Origin of the sequence: Streptococcus infantarius subsp. infantarius ATCC BAA-102 (genome assembly GCF_000154985.1) — a bacterium.
In the GTDB taxonomy this organism is placed as follows: Bacteria; Bacillota; Bacilli; order Lactobacillales; family Streptococcaceae; genus Streptococcus; species Streptococcus infantarius.
Genome location: NZ_DS572689.1, coordinates 33,845 through 58,749, shown reverse-complemented (window position 1 = coordinate 58,749; position 24,905 = coordinate 33,845). Strand labels below are relative to the sequence as shown.

The 24,905-nt window shown below is 38.7% G+C and carries 24 protein-coding genes and 6 pseudogenes; 23 read left to right on the top strand and 7 right to left on the bottom strand.

The window, feature by feature from the left end; genetic code table 11:
* Window positions 1–2 precede the first annotated feature (2 nt).
* A complete protein-coding gene (nrdI, locus tag STRINF_RS03685) occupies window positions 3–485 on the bottom strand; it encodes a class Ib ribonucleoside-diphosphate reductase assembly flavoprotein NrdI (RefSeq protein WP_398577250.1) in 483 nt (160 codons plus the stop codon).
* 219 nt (window positions 486–704) lie between these two features.
* On the opposite strand from nrdI, the gene STRINF_RS03680 reads away from it, so the two are divergent.
* On the top strand, window positions 705–1,010 hold the full coding sequence (locus STRINF_RS03680; protein WP_043878318.1) for a PTS cellobiose transporter subunit IIB: 306 nt from the start codon (window positions 705–707) through the stop codon (window positions 1,008–1,010).
* Window positions 1,011–1,035: 25 nt separating this feature from the next.
* Window positions 1,036–1,356: pseudogene (locus STRINF_RS03675) on the top strand (PTS cellobiose transporter subunit IIA).
* Window positions 1,357–1,542: 186 nt separating this feature from the next.
* Here STRINF_RS03675 and STRINF_RS09835 read toward each other — a convergent pair.
* A pseudogene (locus STRINF_RS09835) lies at window positions 1,543–2,027 on the bottom strand (family 1 glycosylhydrolase); the annotation flags it as partial.
* Here STRINF_RS09835 and STRINF_RS03665 point away from each other — a divergent pair.
* From STRINF_RS03665 to manA, 3 genes and pseudogenes are all read left to right on the top strand, one after another.
* A pseudogene (locus STRINF_RS03665) lies at window positions 2,022–2,324 on the top strand (PTS cellobiose transporter subunit IIC); the annotation flags it as partial. The pseudogenes STRINF_RS09835 and STRINF_RS03665 overlap by 6 nt on opposite strands.
* Before the next feature lie 52 nt (window positions 2,325–2,376).
* Window positions 2,377–3,102, top strand: coding sequence for a GntR family transcriptional regulator (locus tag STRINF_RS03660; protein WP_006531676.1), 726 nt, complete (start codon window positions 2,377–2,379; stop codon window positions 3,100–3,102).
* A gap of 87 nt (window positions 3,103–3,189) precedes the next feature.
* Entirely contained in the window at window positions 3,190–4,140 is a 951-nt protein-coding gene (manA, locus tag STRINF_RS03655; protein WP_006531675.1) for a mannose-6-phosphate isomerase, class I, read from the top strand.
* Window positions 4,141–4,200: 60 nt separating this feature from the next.
* On the opposite strand, the gene panD is transcribed toward manA, so the two are convergent.
* The 3 genes from panD to STRINF_RS03640 are packed head-to-tail and all read right to left on the bottom strand — an operon-like array spanning window position 4,201 to window position 5,959.
* Window positions 4,201–4,590 carry an aspartate 1-decarboxylase gene (panD, locus tag STRINF_RS03650; RefSeq protein WP_006531674.1) on the bottom strand — a complete coding sequence of 130 codons (390 nt, stop codon included), beginning with the start codon at window positions 4,588–4,590 and terminating at the stop codon, window positions 4,201–4,203.
* 24 nt (window positions 4,591–4,614) lie between these two features.
* Entirely contained in the window at window positions 4,615–5,022 is a 408-nt protein-coding gene (locus STRINF_RS03645; RefSeq protein ID WP_006531673.1) for a pantoate--beta-alanine ligase, read from the bottom strand.
* On the bottom strand, window positions 5,003–5,959 hold the full coding sequence (locus STRINF_RS03640) for an RICIN domain-containing protein (RefSeq protein ID WP_006531672.1): 957 nt from the start codon (window positions 5,957–5,959) through the stop codon (window positions 5,003–5,005). The genes STRINF_RS03645 and STRINF_RS03640 overlap by 20 nt, the downstream gene beginning before the upstream one ends.
* Before the next feature lie 441 nt (window positions 5,960–6,400).
* Between STRINF_RS03640 and STRINF_RS03635 the strand changes: the two genes are divergently transcribed.
* The 6 genes from STRINF_RS03635 (at window position 6,401) to STRINF_RS03610 (ending at window position 13,058) form a co-directional block, all read left to right on the top strand.
* A complete protein-coding gene (locus STRINF_RS03635; protein WP_006531671.1) occupies window positions 6,401–7,114 on the top strand; it encodes a GntR family transcriptional regulator in 714 nt (237 codons plus the stop codon).
* A 144-nt stretch (window positions 7,115–7,258) separates the two neighbouring features.
* On the top strand, window positions 7,259–7,954 hold the full coding sequence (locus STRINF_RS03630) for an ROK family protein (protein WP_006531670.1): 696 nt from the start codon (window positions 7,259–7,261) through the stop codon (window positions 7,952–7,954).
* Between the two features lie 198 nt (window positions 7,955–8,152).
* The gene (locus STRINF_RS03625) at window positions 8,153–10,375 is read left to right on the top strand and encodes a RelA/SpoT family protein (RefSeq protein WP_006531669.1); all 2,223 of its coding nucleotides are present in this window, start codon (window positions 8,153–8,155) and stop codon (window positions 10,373–10,375) included.
* Between the two features lie 127 nt (window positions 10,376–10,502).
* On the top strand, window positions 10,503–10,946 hold the full coding sequence (gene dtd, locus STRINF_RS03620; protein WP_006531668.1) for a D-aminoacyl-tRNA deacylase: 444 nt from the start codon (window positions 10,503–10,505) through the stop codon (window positions 10,944–10,946).
* Window positions 10,947–10,975: 29 nt separating this feature from the next.
* Window positions 10,976–11,824: a helix-turn-helix domain-containing protein gene (locus tag STRINF_RS03615; protein ID WP_006531667.1), complete on the top strand. Its 849-nt coding sequence runs from the start codon at window positions 10,976–10,978 to the stop codon at window positions 11,822–11,824.
* 100 nt (window positions 11,825–11,924) lie between these two features.
* Window positions 11,925–13,058, top strand: a complete 1,134-nt coding sequence (locus STRINF_RS03610; RefSeq protein WP_006531666.1) for an ABC transporter ATP-binding protein — start codon at window positions 11,925–11,927, stop codon at window positions 13,056–13,058.
* Window positions 13,059–13,195: 137 nt separating this feature from the next.
* Here STRINF_RS03610 and STRINF_RS03605 read toward each other — a convergent pair whose 3' ends face one another.
* Window positions 13,196–13,966 carry a DeoR/GlpR family DNA-binding transcription regulator gene (locus STRINF_RS03605; RefSeq protein ID WP_006531665.1) on the bottom strand — a complete coding sequence of 257 codons (771 nt, stop codon included), beginning with the start codon at window positions 13,964–13,966 and terminating at the stop codon, window positions 13,196–13,198.
* A gap of 298 nt (window positions 13,967–14,264) precedes the next feature.
* Here STRINF_RS03605 and lacA point away from each other — a divergent pair, with 298 nt between their 5' ends.
* The 9 genes from lacA (at window position 14,265) to lacG (ending at window position 22,578) form a co-directional block, all read left to right on the top strand.
* Entirely contained in the window at window positions 14,265–14,690 is a 426-nt protein-coding gene (lacA, locus tag STRINF_RS03600) for a galactose-6-phosphate isomerase subunit LacA (protein ID WP_006531663.1), read from the top strand.
* Window positions 14,691–14,706: 16 nt separating this feature from the next.
* Window positions 14,707–15,222, top strand: a complete 516-nt coding sequence (gene lacB, locus STRINF_RS03595; RefSeq protein WP_006531662.1) for a galactose-6-phosphate isomerase subunit LacB — start codon at window positions 14,707–14,709, stop codon at window positions 15,220–15,222.
* 11 nt (window positions 15,223–15,233) lie between these two features.
* On the top strand, window positions 15,234–16,166 hold the full coding sequence (locus STRINF_RS03590) for a tagatose-6-phosphate kinase (RefSeq protein WP_006531661.1): 933 nt from the start codon (window positions 15,234–15,236) through the stop codon (window positions 16,164–16,166).
* Window positions 16,167–16,171: 5 nt separating this feature from the next.
* On the top strand, window positions 16,172–17,167 hold the full coding sequence (lacD, locus tag STRINF_RS03585; protein ID WP_006531660.1) for a tagatose-bisphosphate aldolase: 996 nt from the start codon (window positions 16,172–16,174) through the stop codon (window positions 17,165–17,167).
* A gap of 97 nt (window positions 17,168–17,264) precedes the next feature.
* Window positions 17,265–18,161, top strand: coding sequence for an aldose 1-epimerase family protein (locus tag STRINF_RS03580; RefSeq protein WP_006531659.1), 897 nt, complete (start codon window positions 17,265–17,267; stop codon window positions 18,159–18,161).
* 204 nt (window positions 18,162–18,365) lie between these two features.
* A complete protein-coding gene (locus STRINF_RS03575) occupies window positions 18,366–18,965 on the top strand; it encodes a CAT RNA binding domain-containing protein (protein ID WP_006531658.1) in 600 nt (199 codons plus the stop codon).
* A gap of 86 nt (window positions 18,966–19,051) precedes the next feature.
* Complete coding sequence (locus STRINF_RS03570) at window positions 19,052–19,369, top strand: PTS lactose/cellobiose transporter subunit IIA (RefSeq protein ID WP_006531657.1); 318 nt, start codon at window positions 19,052–19,054, stop codon at window positions 19,367–19,369.
* A complete protein-coding gene (locus tag STRINF_RS03565; RefSeq protein ID WP_006531656.1) occupies window positions 19,369–21,069 on the top strand; it encodes a lactose-specific PTS transporter subunit EIIC in 1,701 nt (566 codons plus the stop codon). The genes STRINF_RS03570 and STRINF_RS03565 overlap by 1 nt, the downstream gene beginning before the upstream one ends.
* A gap of 102 nt (window positions 21,070–21,171) precedes the next feature.
* Window positions 21,172–22,578 (top strand): 6-phospho-beta-galactosidase, encoded by a 1,407-nt coding sequence (gene lacG / locus STRINF_RS03560; RefSeq protein WP_081442263.1) that lies wholly within the window; start codon window positions 21,172–21,174, stop codon window positions 22,576–22,578.
* A 105-nt stretch (window positions 22,579–22,683) separates the two neighbouring features.
* Here the strand turns inward: lacG and STRINF_RS09830 are convergent.
* A pseudogene (locus STRINF_RS09830) lies at window positions 22,684–23,136 on the bottom strand (transposase family protein); the annotation flags it as partial.
* Between the two features lie 64 nt (window positions 23,137–23,200).
* Here STRINF_RS09830 and STRINF_RS09825 point away from each other — a divergent pair.
* The 3 genes and pseudogenes from STRINF_RS09825 to STRINF_RS03550 form a co-directional block, all read left to right on the top strand.
* Window positions 23,201–23,525 (top strand): annotated as a pseudogene (locus STRINF_RS09825) (PTS transporter subunit EIIC); the annotation flags it as partial.
* A complete protein-coding gene (locus STRINF_RS10455; RefSeq protein WP_306473137.1) occupies window positions 23,488–23,943 on the top strand; it encodes a glycosyl hydrolase 53 family protein in 456 nt (151 codons plus the stop codon). The pseudogene STRINF_RS09825 and the gene STRINF_RS10455, both read left to right, overlap by 38 nt.
* Window positions 23,918–24,886: pseudogene (locus STRINF_RS03550) on the top strand (glycosyl hydrolase 53 family protein). The gene STRINF_RS10455 and the pseudogene STRINF_RS03550 overlap by 26 nt, the downstream one beginning before the upstream one ends.
* Window positions 24,887–24,905 lie beyond the last annotated feature (19 nt).

Here is a 24,905-nt window from a genome sequence, read left to right as displayed (position 1 = left end):
AGTCATTTTGACTGAGGTGTAAAGTTTTGAAAATGGTCTACGATAACTTCTGCTAGTCGTTCAATATCTGAGCTTGTGCCGCGGAGTTCAAAGTCCCCAAGCATGGGAAATCCAAAGCGGTTGGCGTATTGTTTGGCTGTTAAGCAGTATTGTTCATTGAAATTGCGGTTGCCTGAGCCGATAATACCAAAACAATGTTTGTCATTATCATGGGCAGCAATGAAATCTCCAAGTGGGGTGGTCAAAATCTCAACATCACCCGAATCAATGCCATTGCCACCTTCAAGGTAGGTCGGCAGAATAGCCACAAAAGGTGAGGCAACGGGAAAGGTTTCGTGGTTAAGATCCTTGATATTGATGGCTTTGCTAGAGAGCTGATAGTGGTTCTGAAGATATTCTCCTAAACGTCTCACAAAACTCTGGACATTGCCACTTAAGCTAATGTAGACGATGGTTAGTGTTTTTTCTGTCATAAGACACCTCATGTGAATAGTGTTTTTAGTCAATTTACCATAATGAAAGGGCAGAGACAAATGATTAGCTTGGAGAAATTGGTAGGATTTTAAATGTGATTTTTAAAAAAGTTTGTTCTTTTAAAATAAAAAACTAGACTTATTAAAATACCTGCGACATACTTTTGGTAAAGATGTTGGGGAGTGAAAACATCTTTAGCTAATATTTATATTCAAAAAGAGAGAATGCCCATGTCAAAAGCATTAATTATTTGTGTTGCTGGAATGTCATCATCACTTATGGCTCAAAAAACAATAGAATTTTTCAAAAATCAAGGTAAAGATATTACTGTTGAAGCGATTAGCTCTAACGAAGGTGAGCGCGTGATTACGGATGCTACTTATGATTTGTATCTTGTTAGCCCGCAAGCAACTATGTACTACAACCAATTTGCGATTGCTGGTGAAAAATCAGGACGACCAGTCGTTAAAGTGCCACCACAAGCTTATGTTCCAATTCCAATGGGAGTTGAAAAAATGGCTAACTTAATTTTATAAAGCATTTAATGAGGGATTGCAAGATATGACAGAAGAAGAATTACAACTTGCCACTTTTGAGATTATTTTACACAGTGGAACAGCTAGAACTTACGTTCATGAAGCATTTGATGCCATGAAAGAAAGTAAATTTGAAGTGGTGGAAGAAAAATTAGCTGCTGCTGACGAAGAATTATTACAGGCACACCATGCTCAAACAGATTTGTTGCAGAAATATGCAAGCGGTACCGAAATTAAAATTGAAATTATCATGGTACATGCCTAGGACCATTTGATGACGACAATGACTTTGAAAGAAGTTGCTATCGAGATGATGGGAATGTATCAAAGATTTGCACTTAAATAACTGAAATTAGATGAGCGAGTGACAAACTCGCTCTTTTTATCATCATCAAAAACTCCCTTCCTTGGTTAGAGGAAGGGAGCTTTTTGTTTGAATTAATAAAAGGATAGAAGTTTTGATTATCGAGGATGGGAGATAATCATAAATATTAATTTTAATTGGAGGATTGAAATATGGGATTAGGAGGGATTAATCGGTAAAACCATTATCGATAGTGACTTGTTTGAACCATTCACCTGATTTTTTAATGGTTTTGATTTGAGTGTGGATATTATTTGAGATGAATCCGTAGCGGTTACGGTAAGCATTCATCCAAGACCAGCAGTCAATTGGTGTCCAAAGATGGTAACCAAAGCAATTGAACCTTCTTGGATACCACGGTGAAGGCAAGCAAGGTGTTCTTTGATGAAATCAATGCGGTAGTCGTCTTGGACTTGACCGTTTTCATCCATGAAGCGTTCCTCGCGAGAGACTCCCATACCATTTTCAGAGACGAACCAAGGAATATTATTGTAGTTGTCGCGGATGTTAATGGCGATATCATAAATAGCTTCTGGGTAAATTTCCCAGCCTTTATCAATATTCATGCGACGTCCTGGCATATGGTATTCGTCATAATAACGATTTGGCATCCAAGCTCCGACAGAGTTTGGTGCAATGTCTGGTGCTTTGACGTTAATGAGCCTGTTATCTTTGGGTTGCCAATCGTTTTGAATGCTACAATTCTTATTCCATGGGTCATCTCACCAATTATTGTCACAGCCCTTAACTACTTTGTGATGTCAATTGGTCTTGTTCCTGCACCAACAGGGGTTTCAGTTCCTTGGACAGTACCTGTCTTCTTTAGTGGAATGATTGCGACAAACTCACTTGCTGGTGGACTTCTTCAAATTGTTGACTGCTTGATTGTTGGCTGTATTTGGCTACCATTCTTGCACATGCTGGACAAACAACCTGACTCTGTGCTATAATATGACTATAGTTTAAAAATATTAGTCTATACAAGTAGAGTAAGAGCGATCTATGTCAAAATATGAAGAGATTGCAGGGATTATTCGAGCTAGAATTTCAGATGGAACGTATCCGATTGATTCCATGTTGCCGATTCAGTCTGATTTGGCAAAGGAATTTGGCGTTAGTCGAATGACGGTGAAAAAAGCTATTGAGATGTTAACCATCGAAGGCTTGGTCATTTCAAAACAAGGAAATGGCACCAAGGTTTTAAATTCCTCATTTTGGGACAAAGAGGATTCAAAATTTCGATTGAACAACTACAATGGTTTAAGTAACGATTTGAAGGATGACCCTCGACAATTAACGAGTCAAATTATTGAGTTTATGGTTGAATTTCCCAATGCGGAAATGGCTGAGCGCCTTCAAGTGGAAGAATCAACGCCAGTTTATAAGATTATTCGATTACGTCTCTTAGATGGTGAGCCGTATGCGCTTGAGCATACTTACATGGCTTGCGATTTAGTTCCAGGTCTGGATGATAGTATTTTATTAGCATCCGTTTATGATTACCTTTGGAATACTTTGGAACTTAAATTTGCTGGGTCTTATCGTCATATTACGGCTGAAAAGCCTGACCACTATGACAAAGATTACCTTGCTTGCAAGGATGATGACCCAATTTTGCAAGTTGAGCAAGTGGTTTATTTGGAAAATGGTAGACCGATTGAGTATTCACGTACGCGAAATCGTTATGATGTCCGCGGGTATTCATTGCTAGATGTTAAAAATAGTTAAGAGTCGATAGGGTAACGGTTAAGTCTGGAGAAAAGTCTCCAGGCTTAACTGCTGAACGGGGAGATCCCCCGAAAGAAAGGATAAATTATGGCAGAACCATTATTTTTAAAAGCGCAAATGCACGATAAAATTTGGGGTGGAACTAAGCTTCGTGATGAGTTTGGTTACGATATTCCAACAGAAACGACTGGTGAATACTGGGCAATCTCAGCTCATCCAAATGGTGTGTCGATTGTGGATAATGGGACTTATAAAGGACAAGGCTTAGATAAACTTTATCGTGAGCACAAAGAGCTTTTTGGCAATCCAAAATCAGAAGTCTTTCCATTGTTAACTAAAATTTTGGATGCCAACGATTGGCTTAGTGTCCAAGTTCACCCAGATGATGCTTACGCTCTTGAGCATGAAGGTGAGCTTGGTAAAACAGAATGCTGGTATGTCATCTCAGCGGATGAAGATTCTGAGATTATTTACGGTCATAATGCCAAATCTAAAGAAGAACTTGCCAAGATGATTGAAGCAGGTGATTGGGATAATTTGTTGACAAAAGTTCCAGTCAAAGCAGGTGATTTCTTCTACGTACCAAGCGGCACAATGCATGCCATTGGTAAAGGTATTTTGATTTTGGAAACACAACAATCAAGTGATACAACTTATCGTGTCTACGATTTTGACCGTCGAGATGCTGCTGGGAATCTTCGTGATCTTCATATCAAACAATCAATCGATGTCTTAACCATTGGTGAACCAGCTAACAGCACCCCTGTGACTCTCGGTGTGGATAACTTGACTTCAAGCCTTTTGGTGTCAAATGAATTCTTTACGGTTTATAAATGGGTGGTGTCTGGTGAGGTTGCTTTTAGTCAAACAGCTCCATATCTTTTGGTCAGTGTTTTGTCTGGTCAAGGTAGATTAACTGTTGATAACTGTGTGTATAACGTGAAAAAAGGTGACCATTTCATTCTTCCAAACGATGTGAAAACTTGGAAATTTGAGGGCAACCTAGAAATCATTGCTAGTCACCCAAATGAAAACTAATTATTTGTAAGTAGATATAACTAAAAAAAGGAATCCGAGAATTTCGGATTCCTTTTTAGTTTATTTTTCAACTTCAAGGTCATACAAACGTCCAGCTTTTTCGTAGCGCGTGAAACGAGCTAGTTGATTATGTTCATCAACGAAGACAACACGTGGTTTGTGCGTTTTGGCTTCTTCAGGTGTGAAGTCAGCGTATGACATGATGATGACGTGGTCACCGACATTGACGAGTTTTGCTGCGGCACCATTAAGGCAAATTTCGCCTTTACCATGTTCGCCAGCGATGATGTAAGTTTCTAAGCGGCTACCTGTTTCAACATCAGCAATCTGTACTTTTTCGTATTCTACCATACCAGCTAACTCAAAAATTTCTTGGTTGACGGTGATACTTCCAACATAATCCACTTCAGCACCTGTAACCACAGCGCGGTGGATTTTTGGTTTTAGCATTTGAATGTGCACGTTTTTTCTCCCCTACTCGTAAATGTGATTGTCGATTAAGCGTGTTTTGCCGATATAGACAGCGATAGCATTGAGAACAGGACGTTCAATTTCGCTGACAGGTTCAAGCGTCTTCCAGTCGACAAATTCGACATAGTCAATCTTAGCTAGTGGTTCTTTTTCAATAAAAGTAGTCATAGCTTCTTTTAATTTGCTAGTGTCTTTTTCACCGTCATTAATCATTTTTTCAGCGAGTGCCAAACTTTGTGAGAGAACTAGCGCAGCTTTTCGTTCATCAGCTGAAAGATAAGTATTACGAGAACTTTTAGCCAGCACAATCAACCATAATAGTGTTTTTGATACCAGTGTTACGAAGTTTGGGGATAACTTGTTGATAACCTGATGCCCAAGTAGAACTATCTCAAGAACCAGCCCATTCATTAGCGATGTTTAAGATGACATGGTCTTCGTTTCCAATTAGAGCTTCTTTCATTTCCATCCAATAATTAGCGGCATTTTCCAAATCTTGAATGTTGTCGGAACCAGTAGCATCATGCGCTTCAACAATGGCAATCAAGTGGTTGTCTTTACAAAGCTGCAATAGTTTTTGAATTTCTGCTAGTGAAGTTTTGCTGTATTGTTGCCCATCTCCCATAACGATACGAATACAGTTGGCTCCAGTTTTTGCAATAGCAGGAATAGCAGTTTCCTCATAGCCTTGATACCAGACGTAAGGGTGATTAATACCTCGCATGACAAATGGTTGATTTTTGGCGTCATAAAGGGTTGTGCCACTTGTGTGGAAACCAGCAGTAGCCACAGGGGTATCACTGCCTGTGTTGCTACCAGTATTATGACTTTCGTCAACTTTAGTGAATTGCCATTTTTGATTATCGCCACCAGTTTCGTACCATTGTTGAACATTTGCTCCTGCTTTGGTATCGCCGTAAGCTACGTCCAAAGCTTTGCCACTGACAGCAGAAATTAGTTTGTAGTAACCATTTCCGGCATCAATGATTTTCCAACGTTGGCATGTGCCATTTGTATCATCCCACTGTTGGACATTAGCCCCATCGTAGGTAGCTGCGCTAGCGACGTCAAGAACTTTGCCGCTATTTTCTGAGACTAGCTTATAGTAGCCGTCTCCAGTGTCAACAACTGTCCATTTTTGATTGGTTCCGTTTGTGTCATTCCACTGCTGAACGTTAGCGCTAGCAGTTTTGGCACCGCGGGCAACATCAAGGACTTTGCCACTGTGTTTTGCGGTGATTTTGTAAGTATTTCCTGAAATAATCGCATCAGCTTTTACCTCATAAGCTGCTACAATACCAGAAAGTACTGTTAGTGCCGTTAAAGATCCAATGAGTGTTTTTTTCATTAGTTTTCTCCCCCTAAAAAGTTTTAGGCCCTTATGTTTTGAATATAACTTTTTTCCGCGGTAAATAAAGCAATTGTATACAAATAATCAAAAAAAGTTTCATGAAGCGCATCCAAAAAAGTATAACATAATTCTTTATAAAAGTATATACTTTTATAAAGTAAAATGATAAAATGAAGCTGTCAAAAGAAGGAGGAGGTGAATAGCTTATTAATTGACAAATTTATTATCCGATAATTAAAGAATTTTATTAGTTAACCATAAAAATCAGAGCAACTTTTAAAATCTCCTGGGCTGTCTTGATTTTTTATGGTTATATTTTATGGGAAAAAGTATCATTTACAAGAAATTATCAATTAACATTTGGAACTTTAGCTCTTCTAGTTTAAAATATAGATAATAATATGCATTAGTTTATATATTAGATTCAGAGGAGAAGTAATGGAAAAATATAACCTTATTGCAAATGATGTGCGTAAGAAAATTTTAGAAGGTGTTTATCAACCAAATGAACAGCTGCCTTTTGAAAAAGATTTTTGTCGCATGTACAAGGTTAGTAAGATGACGGTCAAAAAAGCCTTAGATATTCTCGTTACAGAAGGCTTGATTTACAAACGTCGTGGAGCAGGGACTTTTGTCATGGACCTGTCAGTTGAAAAAATGGAGAAAATGTTGATGGATATCCAAATGATGGGGACAACAGCATTTTATCCAGACAAAAAAATTTCAAGTCGCGTGATTGATTTTACGGTTGTGAAAGCAGACGCGGAAATTGCAGAAAAACTAAAAATTAAGGAAACAAGCTTCGTTTATAAAATTCATCGTGTCCGCTTAGTTGATGATAGACCAACGGTTATCGAAGAAACTTACATGCCAATCGACTTGATTACAGGTTTGAAAATCGAGCATGTGGAAAATTCGATTTATGACTACATTGAAAATGACCTTGGTTTAAAAATTCAATCAGGCCACCGTACGATTACTGTTCGTCGTGCGACGAATGAGGAAGCTGATTACTTGTCACTTGAAAAAGGTGACCCAGTAGCAGTAGCTGTTCAAACGGGGTATTTAACAAATGGTGCTGCGTTTGAATACTCAATTAGTACACATCGTTATGATGAATTTTCATTGGAGATTGTTTTAACACACCGCTAGCAGTGTTTTTGCTAGGTAGAAATGGAGAAGAAAATGAATTTAGTCGTGTTTGATATTGGTGGAACTTCTGTGAAATATGGCCATTAGCAAGACAGTGCCATTGATAAGAAAGGTGCATTTGCTACCCCAAAAACTTGGGAAGAAATGAAAGCAAACTTGTATCGTGTCTTTACAGAATTATCAGATGCTGATACCAAAGGGGTTGCTATCTCAAGCGCAGGTGCTGTAGATACTGAAGAAGGTGTAATTAAAGGATTTAGTGCGATTCCTTATATCCATCATTTTAAAATTATCGATGAGTTGGAAGCTATGTTTGGCCTTCCGGTGACCATCGAAAATGATGCTAACTGTGCAGGTCTAGCTGAAAGTCAATTTGGTATCGGAAAAGACAGTAAAAAATCAATTTACTTCATTCTTGGGACAGGCATTGGTGGTGCGGTTTGCCTTGATGGTAAATTGTACAAAGGAAGTAGCCTTTACGGTGGTGAATTTGGTTTCATGATTATCAAAGACGGCATTACGCTTAGTAACCTAGCTAGTCCCGTTGCCGTGGCTAAAAAATATGCTAAAGAACATGGCTTGACTGATTTTACTGGCAAAGATTTATTTGATTTGGCAGATGCTGGCAATAGCGATGCTAAAGCTGCCTTATCAGAGATGTATGATGTCATTGCTATTAGTATTTTTAATTGCCTAGTCAGCATCAACCCAGACTTAGTTGGTATTGGTGGTGGTATTTCTGTGCGTGAAGATTTGGTGCCAGAACTTGAAAAACGTCTGCAAAAACTTGTTGAGAAAACAGATGTTCATGGTTTAGATTACCAAGTGAAAACTTGGTAATTTCGAAACGATGCCAACCTTTTAGGAGCCGTTTCTAACTTCTTAAATAGCGGATAACAGTTTAAGGCTTGATGAATTTTCAAGCCTCTTTTTTATTTAGTAAACAAAGTCTTTAAAATGGATAAGGCAATGGTATTTTGGGGCGTTTAGTGTTAAAATAATATACAATATAAATCTGTATGCAAAGAAGAGGTCCTTATGGCAAAAATTGTAAATTTGACGGGTGAGGAGGTCGTTGCCCTAACGGCCCAATATATGAGCGAATCTGATGTGGCAATTGTTCAAAAGGCATTGGATTACGCAACAAAAGCACATATTTCTCAAGTCAGGCAATCAGGTGAGCCTTACATTGTTCACCCTATCCAAGTTGCAGGTATTTTAGCAGATTTGCATCTTGATGTGGTGACGGTAGCTTGCGGTTTTTTGCATGATGTTGTTGAAGATACTGAAGTTACTTTAGATGACATTGAAGCGGAATTTGGCAAAGATGTTCGTGATATTGTCGATGGTGTTACAAAACTTGGTAAAGTTGAGTACAAATCACATGAAGAACAATTGGCAGAAAATCACCGTAAAATGTTGATGGCGATGTCTAAGGACATTCGTGTTATTTTGGTTAAATTGGCAGACCGTCTCCACAATATGCGCACTTTAAAACATCTGCGCAAAGATAAGCAAGAGCGTATTTCACGAGAAACAATGGAAATCTATGCACCCCTAGCTCATCGTTTGGGGATTAGCCGTATCAAGTGGGAATTGGAAGATTTGTCATTCCGTTACCTCAATGAAATTGAGTTCTACAAGATTTCTCACATGATGAATGAAAAACGTCGTGAACGTGAGGCCTTGGTTGATGAAATCGTTAAGAAAATTAAAGACTATACTGAAGAACAAGGGCTTTACGGAGACGTTTACGGTCGTCCAAAACACATCTATTCTATTTATCGCAAAATGCGTGATAAAAAGAAACGTTTCGACCAAATCTATGATTTGATTGCCATTCGTTGTATCATGGAAACCCCTAGCGATGTTTACGCTATGGTTGGTTACATTCATGAATTGTGGCGTCCAATGCCAGGGCGTTTCAAAGATTACATTGCTGCGCCCAAAGCCAATGGTTACCAATCTATTCACACGACTGTTTACGGACCAAAAGGACCAATTGAAATTCAAATCCGTACCAAAGAAATGCACCAAGTTGCTGAATATGGGGTTGCTGCTCACTGGGCTTACAAAAAAGGGATTAAAGGCAAGGTTGACAGTCAAGAACAAGCTGTCGGCATGAGCTGGATTAAAGAATTGGTTGAATTGCAAGACGCTTCAAATGGTGATGCGGTAGACTTTGTCGATTCAGTTAAACAAGATATTTTCTCAGAACGTATCTACGTCTTCACCCCAACAGGTGCTGTACAAGAATTGCCAAAAGATTCTGGGCCAATTGATTTTGCTTACGCTATTCACACACAAGTCGGTGAAAAAGCTGTTGGTGCTAAAGTTAATGGCCGTATGGTACCTCTAACTGCCAAACTTAAAACAGGTGATGTGGTTGAAATTGTAACTAACCCAAATTCATTTGGACCAAGCCGCGACTGGATTAAAATTGTTAAGACAAATAAAGCCCGCAACCGCATCCGCCAATTCTTGAAAAATCAGGATAAGGAATTATCAGTCAACAAGGGCCGTGAACTTTTAATGGATTATTTCCAAGACCAAGGCTATGTGGCTAACAAATACTTGGATAAAAAACACCTTGAAGCCATTTTGCCACGTTTCAGTGTTCGTAGCGAAGAAGCTCTTTATGCGGCTGTTGGTTTCGGTGAAATTAGTGCGGCAGCTGTTTTCAATCGCTTAACGGAAAAAGAACGCCGTGAAGAAGAACGCGCCAAAGCGAAAGCAGAAGCAGATGAACTTATGAATGGTGGTGAAATCAAGACAGAAAATAAAGAAGTCTTGAAAGTCCGCAGCGAAAATGGCGTTATCATCCAAGGTGCTTCAGGTCTTTTGATGCGTATCGCTAAATGTTGTAACCCAGTGCCAGGTGACCCAATCGAAGGTTATATCACCAAAGGTCGTGGGGTGGCTATTCACCGTGCGGACTGTCACAATATCAAGAGCCAAGAAGGTTATGAACAACGCCTTATCGAGGTTGAATGGGACGATGCTACTAGCGCTAATAATGATTACATCGCTGAAATTGATATTTACGGTCTTAACCGTTCAGGACTTCTAAATGAGGTCCTTCAAGTTCTTTCAAACGTCACTAAGAACATTTCAACCGTCAATGCCCAACCAAGTAAGGATATGAAATTTGCGAATATCCACGTTAGTTTCACAATTCCAAACTTGACGGAATTGACTGCTGTTGTCGATAAAATTAAAATCATCCCAGACGTTTATTCTGTCAAACGTACAAATGGATAACTAAAATGAGCTGATAATGCAGCTCATTTTTTTGTTTGAAAGAGAAAAGGTAAGTGCTTTTTTTATTTTTCTGAAAATGTTAAAATGACAATAATGAAAGCGAATTTATTTTCAGAAAGGAATAGATATGAAAGTAGTCATTCAACGTGTTAAAGAAGCGCAAGTTACGATTGATGATGAACTGGTTGGAGATATCAGTCGAGGCTTATTGTTGTTAGTTGGAGTAGGACCAGATGATGAGCAAGAAGACCTTGATTACGCTGTTCGTAAAATTACTAATATGCGTATCTTTTCAGATGATATGGGCAAGATGAATTTATCTGTCCAAGATATTAAGGGAAGTATCTTATCAGTGTCTCAATTTACTTTGTTTGCGGATACCAAAAAAGGCAATCGTCCGGCATTTACAGGTGCCGCAAAACCTGATAAAGCTGAAAAAATGTACCTCGACTTTAATGAAGCCCTTACCCAATTCGTTCCTGTTGAAACAGGTGTTTTTGGCGCTGACATGCAAGTTAGTCTAGTCAATGACGGTCCTGTTACTATTATTTTGGATACAAAATCACGTTAAGTTGAGTTAAAAAGGAACGGAGGTGGAAGATGTCACTAGAGCGATTATTCCCAGAAGCTGTTGAGGCTGGTAAGATCGAACATGCAGAAGATTGGGTAGCTATTGAGGAAAATGGGCAAACGTATTACCTTCCTCTAGCAAATCTGAGCGAGCGTGAAAAAGCATTACTGGCTTTGCAAAATGACGGTATTTTAGAAGACAAGGTGACTGAGAATCCTTGGTACCGTTATTTGATTCAAGATGATTTGAGTGTGGCAAAAGATTATAAAGCCTTGCAAATCATTTACATCGATCACAAGGAAGCCTTGCCAGAAGAACTGTGTGATTTTTTTGTGACCTTGTTACCCAATTTACTTGCGACGGTGGTCATTTCAAAGACTAGAACATTACTCATTCTTAATCAAGAAGAGATGATTGAAGCAGAAGATTTAATTGATGATGTGCTGCCGACTTTGGAAAGTGACTTTGGTATCAAGTTAACCATTTTCTTTGGCAATGTCTGGTGTAAATTTCAAGCAGATGATTTGCCAGCTTTTTACCGTGAAGAAAGTCGCTTGTTTGCCAATATGAGACATTTCCGTGGTAATGAACGAACAGTCAGTTTTTCACAAATGTTGCTGCTAGCTTATGCGCACCAGCTTGATTTGCCAGCTATTAAACATAAAATGTTACAGGCTATTGATGATAGTAAAGACATCAGACCGATTATCATGACCATGTGGCAAGAACAGGGTAATCTTGCCAAAACAGCACAAAATCTTTATATTCACCGTAATTCCTTGCACTATAAAATCGAGAAATTCCGCCTTTTTTCAGGCTTGAATTTGAAAAATCTTAATGATTTGGCATTTTCGTATCTTTTAATTATGGAAAATTAGTTTTTGGGCACATTGCACAAAAAATCTTGTGACTCCTGTCTATATCATGTAAGCGTTATCTTTGTTATAATAAAGCCACATAGATCAAAGGAGTTAAAAAATGGTAGAACTTAATCTTAATCATATTTACAAAAAATACCCAAATGCAAGCCACTATGCTGTTGAAGATTTCGATCTTGACATTAAAGATAAAGAATTTATTGTTTTCGTAGGACCTTCAGGTTGTGGTAAATCTACAACGCTTCGTATGGTTGCTGGTCTTGAAGATATCACAGAAGGTGAACTTAAAATTGACGGCGAAGTCGTTAATGATAAAGCACCAAAAGACCGTGATATTGCCATGGTTTTCCAAAACTACGCTCTTTACCCACACATGACTGTTTACGATAACATGGCATTTGGGCTAAAACTTAGAAAATATAAAAAAGATGAAATTGACAAACGTGTTCGCGAAGCCGCACAAATTCTTGGCTTGACAGAATTCCTTGAACGCAAACCTGCTGACCTTTCAGGTGGTCAACGTCAACGTGTTGCCATGGGTCGTGCTATCGTGCGTGATGCCAAAGTATTCTTGATGGACGAACCTTTGTCAAACTTGGATGCCAAACTTCGTGTGTCAATGCGTGCTGAAATTGCTAAAATTCACCGTCGTATCGGTTCAACAACAATCTACGTTACTCACGACCAAACAGAAGCCATGACACTTGCTGACCGTATTGTTATCATGAGTTCTACTAAAAACCCTGACGGTTCAGGAACAATCGGTCGCGTTGAACAAATTGGTACACCACAAAAACTTTACAACCGTCCAGCTAACAAATTCGTTGCTGGTTTCATCGGAAGTCCAGCCATGAACTTCTTTGAAGGAACAGTCAAAGATAATACCTTGGTTAGCGACTCAGGTTTCACAATTACTTTGCCAGAAGGTCAAAAGAAATTACTTGAAACTAAAGGTTACAATGGTAAAAAAGTCATCTTCGGTATCCGTCCAGAAGATATCTCAAACACCCCACTTGCTCGTGAAACATACCCAGGAGCAACTCTTGAAGCTGAAGTTACTGTTTCTGAATTGCTCGGTGCTGAAACAATGCTTTACGTTAAAGTAGGTAACACTGAACTTGTTGCTCGTGCGGATGCGCGTGATGTTTACCAACCAGGTTCAAAAGTGGAATTGACATTGAATGTTGCCAAAGGTCACTTCTTTGACCCAGAAACGGAGGCAGCTATTCGCTAATTTAACGCTATCCAAAACAGAACTCTTCTAGAATATAAACCAAAAAGCCTTACGTCTAACGACGTAGGGCTTTTTTGGGTTTTCATCATAAAATAAAGTTACTTACCAAATGATAAGTAACTTTTTATTGTCTAAACTTATTCGTTAGCAACCATGATATCAGTTAATTGACCAAATTTTTCTTTGGCATCTTCAGAAATACCTGAATCAGTGACCAGATGATCGATTTTACTAACATTGTAGAAATCATAAAAATCGTATTTATTGAATTTTTCATGGTCGACGAGAAGGAATTTTTCAAAGGCATTATCAAGGGCAATGCGTTGAATTTCTCCTTCACTTTCGCTGTAAGTAGCTACAGAATCCCCAAAGACACCGTTAGCACTGACAAATGCTTTTGAGAATTTGAGGTTTTGCAAGTAGTTAGCAGTCAGTGAGCCAACAAAGGCACCTGTAATATCACGATATTCACCGCCGGTTAAGATTAAATCGGTGCTTTTATTTTGATTTAAAATAGTGAATACTGACAAACTATTTGTCACGACACGGATGTTTTTGGCAACAAGTTCATGAGCAAAATGTTCCAGCGTTGTTCCGGGACCGATAAAGACTGTTTCGCCTTCTTGAATGAGTGTGCTGGCAAATTTAGCAATGGCACGCTTTTCTTCAATTTGTAGTTCTTGTTTTTCAGTGTTTGATTTTTCGTATTTAGGTTTTACTTTTGGTGTATCGATACTTTGAGCGCCACCATGGATACGAATCAACAAACCTTCTTTATCGAGTTCGTCAAGGTCACGACGAACAGTCATATCTGAAACACCAAGTTCTTTAATGATGTCGTTAACTGTAATAACACCTTTGACGTTGATTTTTTCGAGAATCCACTGGAGGCGTTCTTTTTTCAGCATGTCAATCTCCTTTCTTTTCTTTTTTTCTTCTCACTATCATATCACAAACAAAGAACTAACTCAACAAATAAGAAAAAAAAGAAACAATTCAAAACATTGTCGTCATAAAGGTAACAATTACTGAAAATAAAGGATTTCTATGACGTTGTCTTTAATGAAGGAAACAAAAATAAACAAACATTTTTAAAAAATACTAAACAAATATGTTGACAAATGTTTGTTTTAGATTTATTATATAAACATAAAAAAACGTTTTTAAAAAATTATCTAGATAAAAGAAAAATTTTGAGGTGTTAAAATGACAATTATTCTTGGTTCAGATGCTGCAGGTGAAACTTTGAAAAATATTATCAAAGATTACTTGCTTGAAAATGATTATGATGTCAAAGACGTCACAGAGGTTAATAAAGATTTCGTTGATAACACGCTTGCTGTTGCGGCTGGTGTCAACGAATCAGATGAAAATTTAGGTATTATGATTGATGCCTATGGTGCAGGTAGCTTTATGACAGCAACTAAAATCAAAGGTATGATTTGTGCGGAAGTTTCAGATGAACGCTCTGCTTATATGACACGTGCTCACAATAATGCTCGCATGATTACTATGGGTTCTGAAATTGTCGGAGTTACTTTGGCGAAAAATATTGTTAAAGGATTTTTGGAAGGTCACTATGATGGTGGTCGTCACCAAATCCGTGTCGATATGCTAAATAAAATGTGCTAGGAGCGAGGAAGATAAAATGAAAATTGCAATTGGATGTGACCATATCGTAACAACAGAAAAAATGGCAGTGTCAGATTTCTTGAAATCAAAAGGTTACGAAGTAATTGACTGTGGGACTTATGACCACACACGTACGCATTACCCAATTTTTGGTAAAAAAGTCGGTGAAGCGGTGATAAGCGGTAAAGCAGATTTAGGTGTTTGTATCTGTGGAACAGGTGTTGGAATCAACAACTCTGTCAACAAAGTTCCAGGCATTCGTTCTGCTTTGGTTCGTGATATGACAACAGCGATTTACGCCAAAGAAGAATTAAATGCTAATGTCATTGGTTTTGGTGGCAAAATCACAGGTGAATTACTCATGTGCGATATTATTGAAGCCTTTATTAAAGCTGAATACAAACCAACAGCAGAAAATAAAGCTTTGATTGAAAAAATTGCACAAGTCGAAACGGATAATGAGGACCAAACATCACTAGATTTCTTTGATGAATTTCTTGAAAAATGGGACCGTGGCGAATATCACGACTAGGAGAAAATCAGATGATTCTTACAGTAACACTGAATCCGTCAATTGATATTTCTTATCCGCTTGATGAACTAACTTTGGATACGGTCAATCGTGCTTCTGAGGTTAAGAAAACAGCAGGTGGTAAGGGTTTGAACGTCACACGTGTACTATCAGAAATTGGTGACAATGTGACTGCGACAGGCTTTATCGGTGGAAAGCTCGGTGACTTTTTAACCAGTAGGCTTGATCAAAATGGTATTCAACATCGTTTCTTTCCGATTCATGGGGAAACCCGCAATTGCATTGCGATTTTACATGAAGGTTTGCAGACAGAAGTGTTGGAAGCAGGTCCGATGATTGACCGAGATGAGGCAGATGGTTTTCTTAATCATTTTCGTTACCTTTGCCCGTCTTATGAAGTCATCACGATTTCAGGAAGTCTTCCAGCGGGACTTGAAAGTGATTATTATCAAAAAGTCATTTGCTTTGCTAATTCGCAAGGCAAAAAAGTGGTGCTAGATTGTTCTGGTGAAGCTCTGGAAGCTGTTTTAACAGGTGATGATAAACCGTTTGTTATCAAGCCAAACACAGAAGAATTATCACAACTTGTTGGAAGAAAAGTGAGCGATGATGTGGATGACTTAAAGGAAATCTTGCAAGATGATTTGTTTGCAGGGATTGATTGGGCGGTCGTTTCACTAGGCAGCAAAGGAGCTTTTGCGAAACACGGTGACCACTATTATCGCGTTACCATTCCAAAAATCGATGTGGTCAATCCTGTTGGTTCTGGTGATTCAACGGTGGCTGGTATTGCGTCAGCGATTATCCATAACCTTTCCGACAAAGACTTCTTACGTCATGCGAATGCCCTTGGTATGCTAAACGCTCAAGAAAAAGTGACAGGTCATGTCAATATGACAAATTACGAAAACTTATTTAATCAAATTCAGGTAGAAGAGGTATAAGAAAAATGGTATTAACACAAGAAAAACGCAGATTACTTGAGAAGCTTAGCCGTGATGGCGTGATTTCTGCTTTGGCATTTGACCAACGTGGAGCACTTAAACGCATGATGGCGAAATATCAAACAGAAGAACCAACAGTTGAACAAATCGAACAATTGAAAGCCTTGGTTTCAGAAGAATTGACACCGTATGCGTCATCTATTCTTCTTGACCCTGAGTATGGTTTGCCAGCAAGTAAGGTTCGTGATGCGAATGCTGGACTTTTGCTTGCTTATGAAAAAACAGGTTATGATGCGACAACGACTAGCCGCTTGCCAGATTGCTTGGTCGAATGGTCTGCTAAACGTCTTAAAGAAGAAGGAGCTGATGCAGTGAAATTCTTGCTTTATTATGATGTGGATGGTGATGAATACGTTAATCTTCAAAAACAAGCTTATATCGAACGCATTGGTGCCGAATGTAAAGCTGAAGATATGCCATTCTTCCTTGAGATTTTGACTTATGATGAAAATATCACTGACAATACAAGCGCAGCATTTGCCAAAGTAAAACCTTACAAAGTTAACGAAGCCATGAAAGTTTTTTCTGACGACCGCTTTGGTATTGATGTGCTCAAGGTTGAAGTCCCTGTTAACATGAAATATGTTGAAGGTTTTGCGGACGGTGAAGTGGTTTACACTAAAGAAGAAGCTGCTAAAGCTTTCAAAGACCAAGAAGCAGCAAGTCATTTACCATATATCTATCTTAGCGCAGGTGTGTCAGCAAAGCTTTTCCAAGAAACGTTGGTATTTGCGGCTGAATCAGGTGCTAAATTCAATGGTGTCCTTTGCGGACGTGCTACTTGGGCTGGCTCTGTACAAGTGTATATCGAAGAAGGCGAAGCCGCAGCGCGTGAATGGCTAAGAACACAAGGACGCAAGAATATCGAAGAACTCAACGCAGTCCTTATCAAAACAGCCAGCTCATGGAGTGAGAAAGTTGTAGAACCAGTATTTGCCTAATCTAACTCACTAAAACTTCTTTTATTATTTTGTTTTTACGCGTGATGAGAATGGCAGTTATGAGGCTGTTCATTCTCATTTTATTTAGGAGAAAATAATGGTTATTGAATTAAAAAATGATTTCTTAACAGTTCAGTTTAAGGAATTTGGTGGCGCTTTGTCATCCATAAAAGATAAAGACGGCGTCGAATATTTGTGGCAAGGAAATCCAGAGTATTGGAGTTCACAAGCACCAGTATTATTTCCGATTTGTGGGAGCTTACGCGATGATGAAGCTATTTATCGTCCTAGTAGCCGTCCCCATTTTACAGGTGTGATACCGCGACATGGTTTGGTGCGTAAGAAGACTTTTAATTATGAACCATTATCTGAAAATAGCCTTGCTTTTTCAATCACTCCTGATGCGCAAATGTTGGCAAATTATCCTTATGATTTTGAGTTGAAAATCATTTACACTTTGATTGGAAAGACGATTAAAACAAGTTACCAAGTGACAAATCGCGAGACAGAAAAGGTCATGCCTTACTTTATTGGTGGGCACCCTGGGTTTAATTGCCCATTGCTTGCTGATGAGTGTTATGAAGATTATTATCTCGAATTTGAAAAAGAGGAAACTTGTACTGTTCCAGAATCTTTTCCCGAAACAGGGCTTCTTGATGTGAATAAGCGTACGCCATTTTTAGAAAAGCAAAATATTCTAAATTTGGATTATGCTTTGTTTGCCAAAGATGCCATTACTTTGGATAAATTAGCTTCACGCAGCGTTTCTTTGAAATCTCATAAACATGATAAAGGATTGCGTTTGGATTTTGAAGATTTTCCAAATTTGATTTTATGGTCAACCGTCAATAAGAGCCCTTTTATTGCTCTAGAGCCGTGGAGCGGCTTGTCAACGTCGCTTGATGAAAGTGATATTTTAGAAGATAAACGTCAAGTAACTTTTGTAGCGAGTGGGAAAACGAGTAAAAAATCCTTTGATATTACGATTTTTTGAATTTGTTTAAAATAAAACAAAAAAAAATACAAAAAAACACAAAGAAAGGGTTTTACAAAATTAAAATTATGTGTTATATTATAATCGTAGAAATTAATAGAGTGGATTGTAACTAAGACATTAGGCAAGACCGCAAATGACCTAGAAGGGAGGATTCTAATTTGTTTGTGGTTTTTTGTCTAAGAACCACTTGAGGAGAGTAGAATGTTTCGGATTGTACAAGCGCTCAACAATAATGTCGCTCTGGTAAAAAATGAGCAGGATGACCAAGCCGTTGTCATGGGGCTAGGGATAGTCTTTCAAAAGAAAAAAAGTGATTTAATCACTCCAAGCAAAGTCGAGAAAGTTTTTCTTTTGAAAACAGAGGAATCCAAAGAAAACTTTTTAACCCTTTTGAAAAATATTCTGCTTGATATTCTAACGGTGACTTATAACATGATTGATGATTTGGTAGCTAAATATCATTTTCCTGTTCAGGAATACCTATATGTAAGCCCTACCGACCACGTTTATTTGGTATATCAAAAGCTTTTAAAGGGAGCTCATCAGGAAAGTCATTTACCAGATATTTCAGCGGCGTATGTTACTGAGTTTCAAATGGCGCAAGAAGCTGTTGCTATTTTAAGTCAAAAGTTGTCAGTAACTTTTCCTGAGGACGAACTTGGAAGAATTGCTATTCATTTTATAAATGCCAAGAGAGAAGGGGAAGTGACCCCATCGTTTCAGATTAGTCGAACGAAGCATATTCTTGAATTAGTTAAGCAGGAATTTTCTCGAGACAATATTGAACGAACTCCACAGTGAACGAATTTATATCATTCTTCATGTTCAACGTCTTTTGTAAAAATTTAATTTGCTCTATATCATTAGAATTATAAGGAGGAATTATTATGAATAGAGAAGAAGTCCAATTACTTGGCTTTGAAATTGTCGCTTATGCTGGTGATGCTCGTTCTAAACTTCTAGAAGCATTAAAAGCTGCTGAAGCTAGCGATTTTGCTAAAGCAGAAGCTCTTGTTGAAGAAGCAGCAAATTGCATTGCGGAAGCTCACAAAGCGCAAACATCTATGCTTGCTCAAGAAGCTGCGGGTGAAGAAATTCCATACAGCATCACAATGATGCACGGACAGGATCACTTGATGACAACCATCTTGTTAAAAGATGTGATTCATCATCTTATTGAATTATACAAAAGGGGAGCTAAATAATGAACAAACTCATTGAGCTTATTGAAAAAGGGAAACCATTCTTTGAGAGGATTTCTCGTAATAAATATTTGCGAGCGATTCGTGATGGTTTCATTGCAGGGATGCCTGTAATCTTATTCTCATCTATCTTCATCCTAATTGCGTATGTGCCAAATGCTTGGGGATTCCACTGGTCTAAAGATATTGAAACACTCTTGATGACTCCATATAACTATTCTATGGGCATCTTGGCCTTCTTCGTTGGTGGTACAACGGCTAAGGCTTTGACTGATTCAATGAACCGCGACCTTCCAGCAACCAACCAAATCAACTTCATTTCTACAATGTTAGCTTCTATGGTTGGATTCTTGCTCATGGCTGCCGAACCTGCTAAAGAAGGTGGATTCTTAACAGCATTCATGGGGACAAAGGGGTTGCTAACAGCCTTTATTGCTGCATTCGTTACTGTTAATGTTTACAAAGTCTGTGTGAAAAACAATGTGACTATCCGCATGCCGGACGAGGTTCCACCAAATATTTCACAAGTATTTAAAGACTTGATTCCATTTACATTGTCAGTTGTACTCTTGTATACACTTGAATTAGTTGTGAAAGCAAGCCTTCATGTAACAGTTGCTGAATCAATTGGTACTCTTCTTGCCCCACTATTCTCAGCTGCAGACGGATACCTTGGTATTACTTTCATCTTTGGTGCTTATGCCTTCTTCTGGTTTGTAGGTATCCATGGTCCTTCAATCGTAGAACCAGCAATCGCTGCAATTACTTACGCAAATATTGATAACAACTTGCATTTGATTCAAGCTGGACAACATGCCGATAAAGTTATCACATCTGGTACTCAAATGTTTATCGTTACCATGGGTGGTACTGGTGCAACCTTGATTGTTCCATTCCTCTTCATGTGGTTGTGTAAATCAGAGCGTAACCGTGCAATCGGACGTGCATCTGTTGTTCCTACATTCTTCGGTGTAAACGAACCACTCTTGTTCGGTGCTCCAATTGTATTGAACCCAATCTTCTTTGTTCCATTTATCTTTGCTCCAATTGCAAACGTGTGGATCTTCAAATTCTTCGTTGATACCTTGGGAATGAACTCATTCTCTGCTAACCTTCCATGGGTAACTCCAGGACCTCTTGGTATTGTTCTTGGTACGAACTTCCAAGTACTTTCATTCATCCTTGCTGCGCTATTAGTAGTAGTTGACGTGATCATTTACTACCCATTCGTTAAAGTTTATGATGAACAAATTCTTGAAGAAGAACGTTCAGGTAAATCAAACGATAGCTTGAAAGAAAAAGTTGCTGCAAACTTTAACACTGCTAAAGCAGATGCTATTCTTGAAAAAGCTGGTGTTGAAGGCGAACCAGTTCAAAACAATATCACAAAAGAAACAAACGTATTGGTCCTTTGTGCCGGTGGTGGAACTAGTGGACTTCTTGCCAATGCTTTGAATAAAGCTGCTGCAGAATACAACGTTCCTGTGAAGGCTGCTGCTGGTGGCTACGGTGCTCACCGTGAAATGTTGCCAGAATTTGACCTTGTTATCCTTGCTCCTCAAGTAGCTTCAAACTATGAAGATATGAAGGCTGAAACAGATAAACTTGGAATCAAATTGGCTAAGACTGAAGGAGCTCAATACATCAAGTTGACTCGTGATGGTAAAGGCGCTATTGCATTCGTTCAAGAACAATTTCAATAATAAATAGATTTACTGTTGATTGAAGTGAGATGGAGAAGGATTGCTCACTGACTCCTCTTCATCTTGCTTTGTTTTTATTTTATGATTGAGAAGGGGAAACTTATGTCAAAAACATTACCTAAAGATTTTATTTTCGGTGGCGCAACAGCAGCTTATCAGGCAGAAGGTGCTACACATATAGATGGAAAAGGTCCTGTTGCTTGGGACAAATACCTAGCAGATAACTATTGGTATACTGCTGAACCAGCGAGTGATTTCTACCATAAATATCCAGTAGACCTACAGTTAGCTGAAGAATATGGCGTAAACGGAATCCGTATTTCTATTGCTTGGTCACGTATTTTCCCAACTGGCTATGGTGAAGTCAATCCAAAAGGGGTAGAATTCTATCATAAGTTATTTGCAGAATGTCATAAACGTCATGTAGAACCATTTGTAACTCTTCACCACTTTGATACACCTGAAGCTCTTCACTCAAACGGAGACTTCTTGAATCGTGAAAACATTGAACACTTTGTAGATTATGCCGCCTTCTGTTTTGAAGAGTTCCCAGAAGTCAACTACTGGACAACCTTCAATGAAATTGGCCCAATCGGTGATGGTCAATACTTGGTAGGTAAATTCCCACCAGGTATTCAATATGACCTTGCCAAAGTCTTCCAATCTCACCACAATATGATGGTTTCTCATGCACGTGCTGTGAAATTGTACAAAGGCAAAGGTTATACAGGTGAAATTGGGGTTGTTCACGCCCTTCCAACTAAGTATCCTTTGGATCCTAAAAATCCTGCAGACGTTCGTGCTGCTGAGTTGGAAGATATCATCCACAACAAATTTATCTTGGATGCGACTTACCTTGGACACTACTCAGATGAAACCATGGAAGGGGTAAACCACATCTTATTAGTAAATGGTGGTAGCTTGGATCTTCGTGAGGAAGACTTTGCAGTGCTTGAAGCAGCTAAAGATTTGAACGATTTCCTTGGAATTAACTACTACATGAGTGACTGGATGGAAGCCTTTGATGGTGAAACTGAAATCATCCACAACGGTAAAGGTGAAAAAGGAAGCTCTAAATACCAAATCAAAGGTGTTGGACGTCGTGTGGCTCCTGACTATGTCCCTCGGACGGATTGGGACTGGATCATCTACCCTCAAGGTTTGTATGACCAAATCATGCGTGTCAAGAAAGATTATCCAAACTATAAGAAGATCTACATCACTGAAAACGGACTTGGATACAAAGATGAATTTGTGGACAACACTGTTTACGATGATGGCCGTATTGATTATGTGAAACAACACTTGGAAGTATTGTCTGATGCGATTGCCGATGGTGCAAACGTAAAAGGATACTTCATCTGGTCATTGATGGACGTCTTCTCATGGTCTAATGGTTATGAAAAACGTTACGGACTCTTCTACGTTGATTTCGATACACAAGAACGTTATCCTAAGAAATCTGCACATTGGTACAAGAAATTAGCTGAAACTCAAGTGATTGAATAACCTCACTTGAACGTATCCTATTTTGTTATCAGATATTCTAGAAAAGGTGGCTCTTTGCCACCCACTACAGTTGACAAAGAGCCGAACTTTGAAGACGTAGAACTAAAGATGTTTAGAGGCATTGTAGCCAATATCGGCTAAGCCTTTAAAAAACGGTAGCTCTATGATTGCGAACAGATTGGCAAAGTGGCAAAGGAAAACTATCTATAATGGCTAGTTTATCAGATGGAAGCATTTCACTCATAGCTTTTCGGATTAATTGGACGAGCCAAATCAATTATTTTGACCGACGATTGAAATGACTTCTTTCTAGTAGCTGTCCACAAGGAAAGAGGTGGCAGATGCTGTAGAAATGACGCTGTGATGTTATGCCTAGTTCAGCCTATAACAAAAGCAAGATAAGGATTGATTCATCTGAAACTATGGCTAAACTAACATTACGCCGATGTTTGAAGGAATCTGGACAGTAGTTTTGGTAGAAGTGATGACAAATTTGTGATAATTGGTGTACATTCCATTGCAATGATGAGATTTAGCAGTATACTGTGAGTGGCTCATTTGGACTAACCTCCTGTATGTGTCATAACTTACGCTATTTTGAAATGAACTAGCACCACGAGTAAAAGGTATCCTAGCAGCATTTATCACTGTCAATGTTTATAAATTCTGTGTGCTTTGTGACATCACCATCAAGATGCCAAAAGAAGTACCTGGTACTATTTCTCAAACATTCCGTGACATTTTCCCATTCTCATTTGCGGAAGCTGTTATCACACTTCTTCAACCATTGTTCACGGCAGCAGATGGTTACCTTGGAATTGCCATTATCTGGGGGTGCTATGGCGCTCTTCTGGTTTGTTGGTGTGCATGGTCCATCAATCGTAGAACCAGCTATCGCAGCTATTATCTATGCTAATGTTGAAACTAACCTTCAATTATTCAAAGCTTGATGAAATGGAACAAAGCGGAGCTATTTACAAAATTAATGGTAAACAACAAGATCCGCTGACCATTTTAAAAGATAATGGTGTCAACTATGTTCGCTTACGCTTCTGGGTTGACCCTGGAAAACAAAATCTTCCCAAAGCTTGGCAGAATCAATCCTTTGAACAATTAAATTCAACAGTGTATTCTTACACAGCTGATGTTCTCAATCAGATGAAAGCAAAAGGTATTTATCCTGATATGGTTCAAATTGGTAACGAACTTAACAGTGGTATGCTTTGGTCTTACGGGAAAAGTTGGGGTGGTGATGGAAAGGAATTCACTCGCCTAGCGACTTTCTTAAAATCTGGTGTTCAAGCTGTGAAAGACACGCAGCAAAGCACCCTCAAAAATTATGCTTCATTTAGCAGACGGCGGTGACAAATCAGCTTTTCAATGGTGGTTAGACGAAATCACTAAGCAATCCGTTGATTTTGATATTGTCGGTATTTCTTATTACCCATATTGGTACGGTACATTGGCGGAACTCTCTGAAAATATGGATAATATCAGCGAACGCTACAACAAAAAAGTTGTTGTGGTTGAAACAGCTTATGCCAATACTCTTGACAATCTTGACCAAAAGACAAATGCTGTCACAGCAACAGAAGAAGCAGCAGCTGGTTACAAAGCTAGCCAAGATGGTCAGTAAGAATTTTTGACAGACTTGGTTGATGAGATTAAAGACGTCAAAAACAACAATGGACTTGGTTTCTTCTATTGGGAACCACTCTGGTATAATGGCAACGTCTCATGGGCCACACAAGCAGGGATGTCATATCTTGGCGTTTCAGATGTGACAGGTAACGAATGGGAAAATCAAGCTGTCTTTGATTTCCAAGGAAATGCTCTACGTGGCATCAGAGCCTTTAATTACTCTAATCTAACAAATCTTCTTCAAAACAATAGCTTTGAATGGGACAGTTATACCGAAAGTCCATCATCTTGGAATGTTTGGAAAAATGGCCAAATTTCTGGGATTAAGACCGAAGTTTATGATAATACGCGTTATAAACTCAGCTTCTGGTCAGACAAAGCATATGAAAGTTCTATCTATCAAACAGTAGGAAATCTCAGCTCAGGTACTTACAAATTAAGCATCGATGCTATGGGTGGTACAAGTCTTGAAAATGCAGAACTTTATATCAAAAACTACGGTGGCAACGAACAAAAAATCTCTCTCAAAGATTCAAATACTTGGAAAACCTATACCATTGACAACATTCAAATCACAAACGGACAGTGTGAAGTTGGCGCTTACGTCAAATCATCTGCCAACAAATGGTTAAACATTGATAACGTCAGACTTGTTAAAGTTAATTAAGAAAAACTCTCCAAGAACT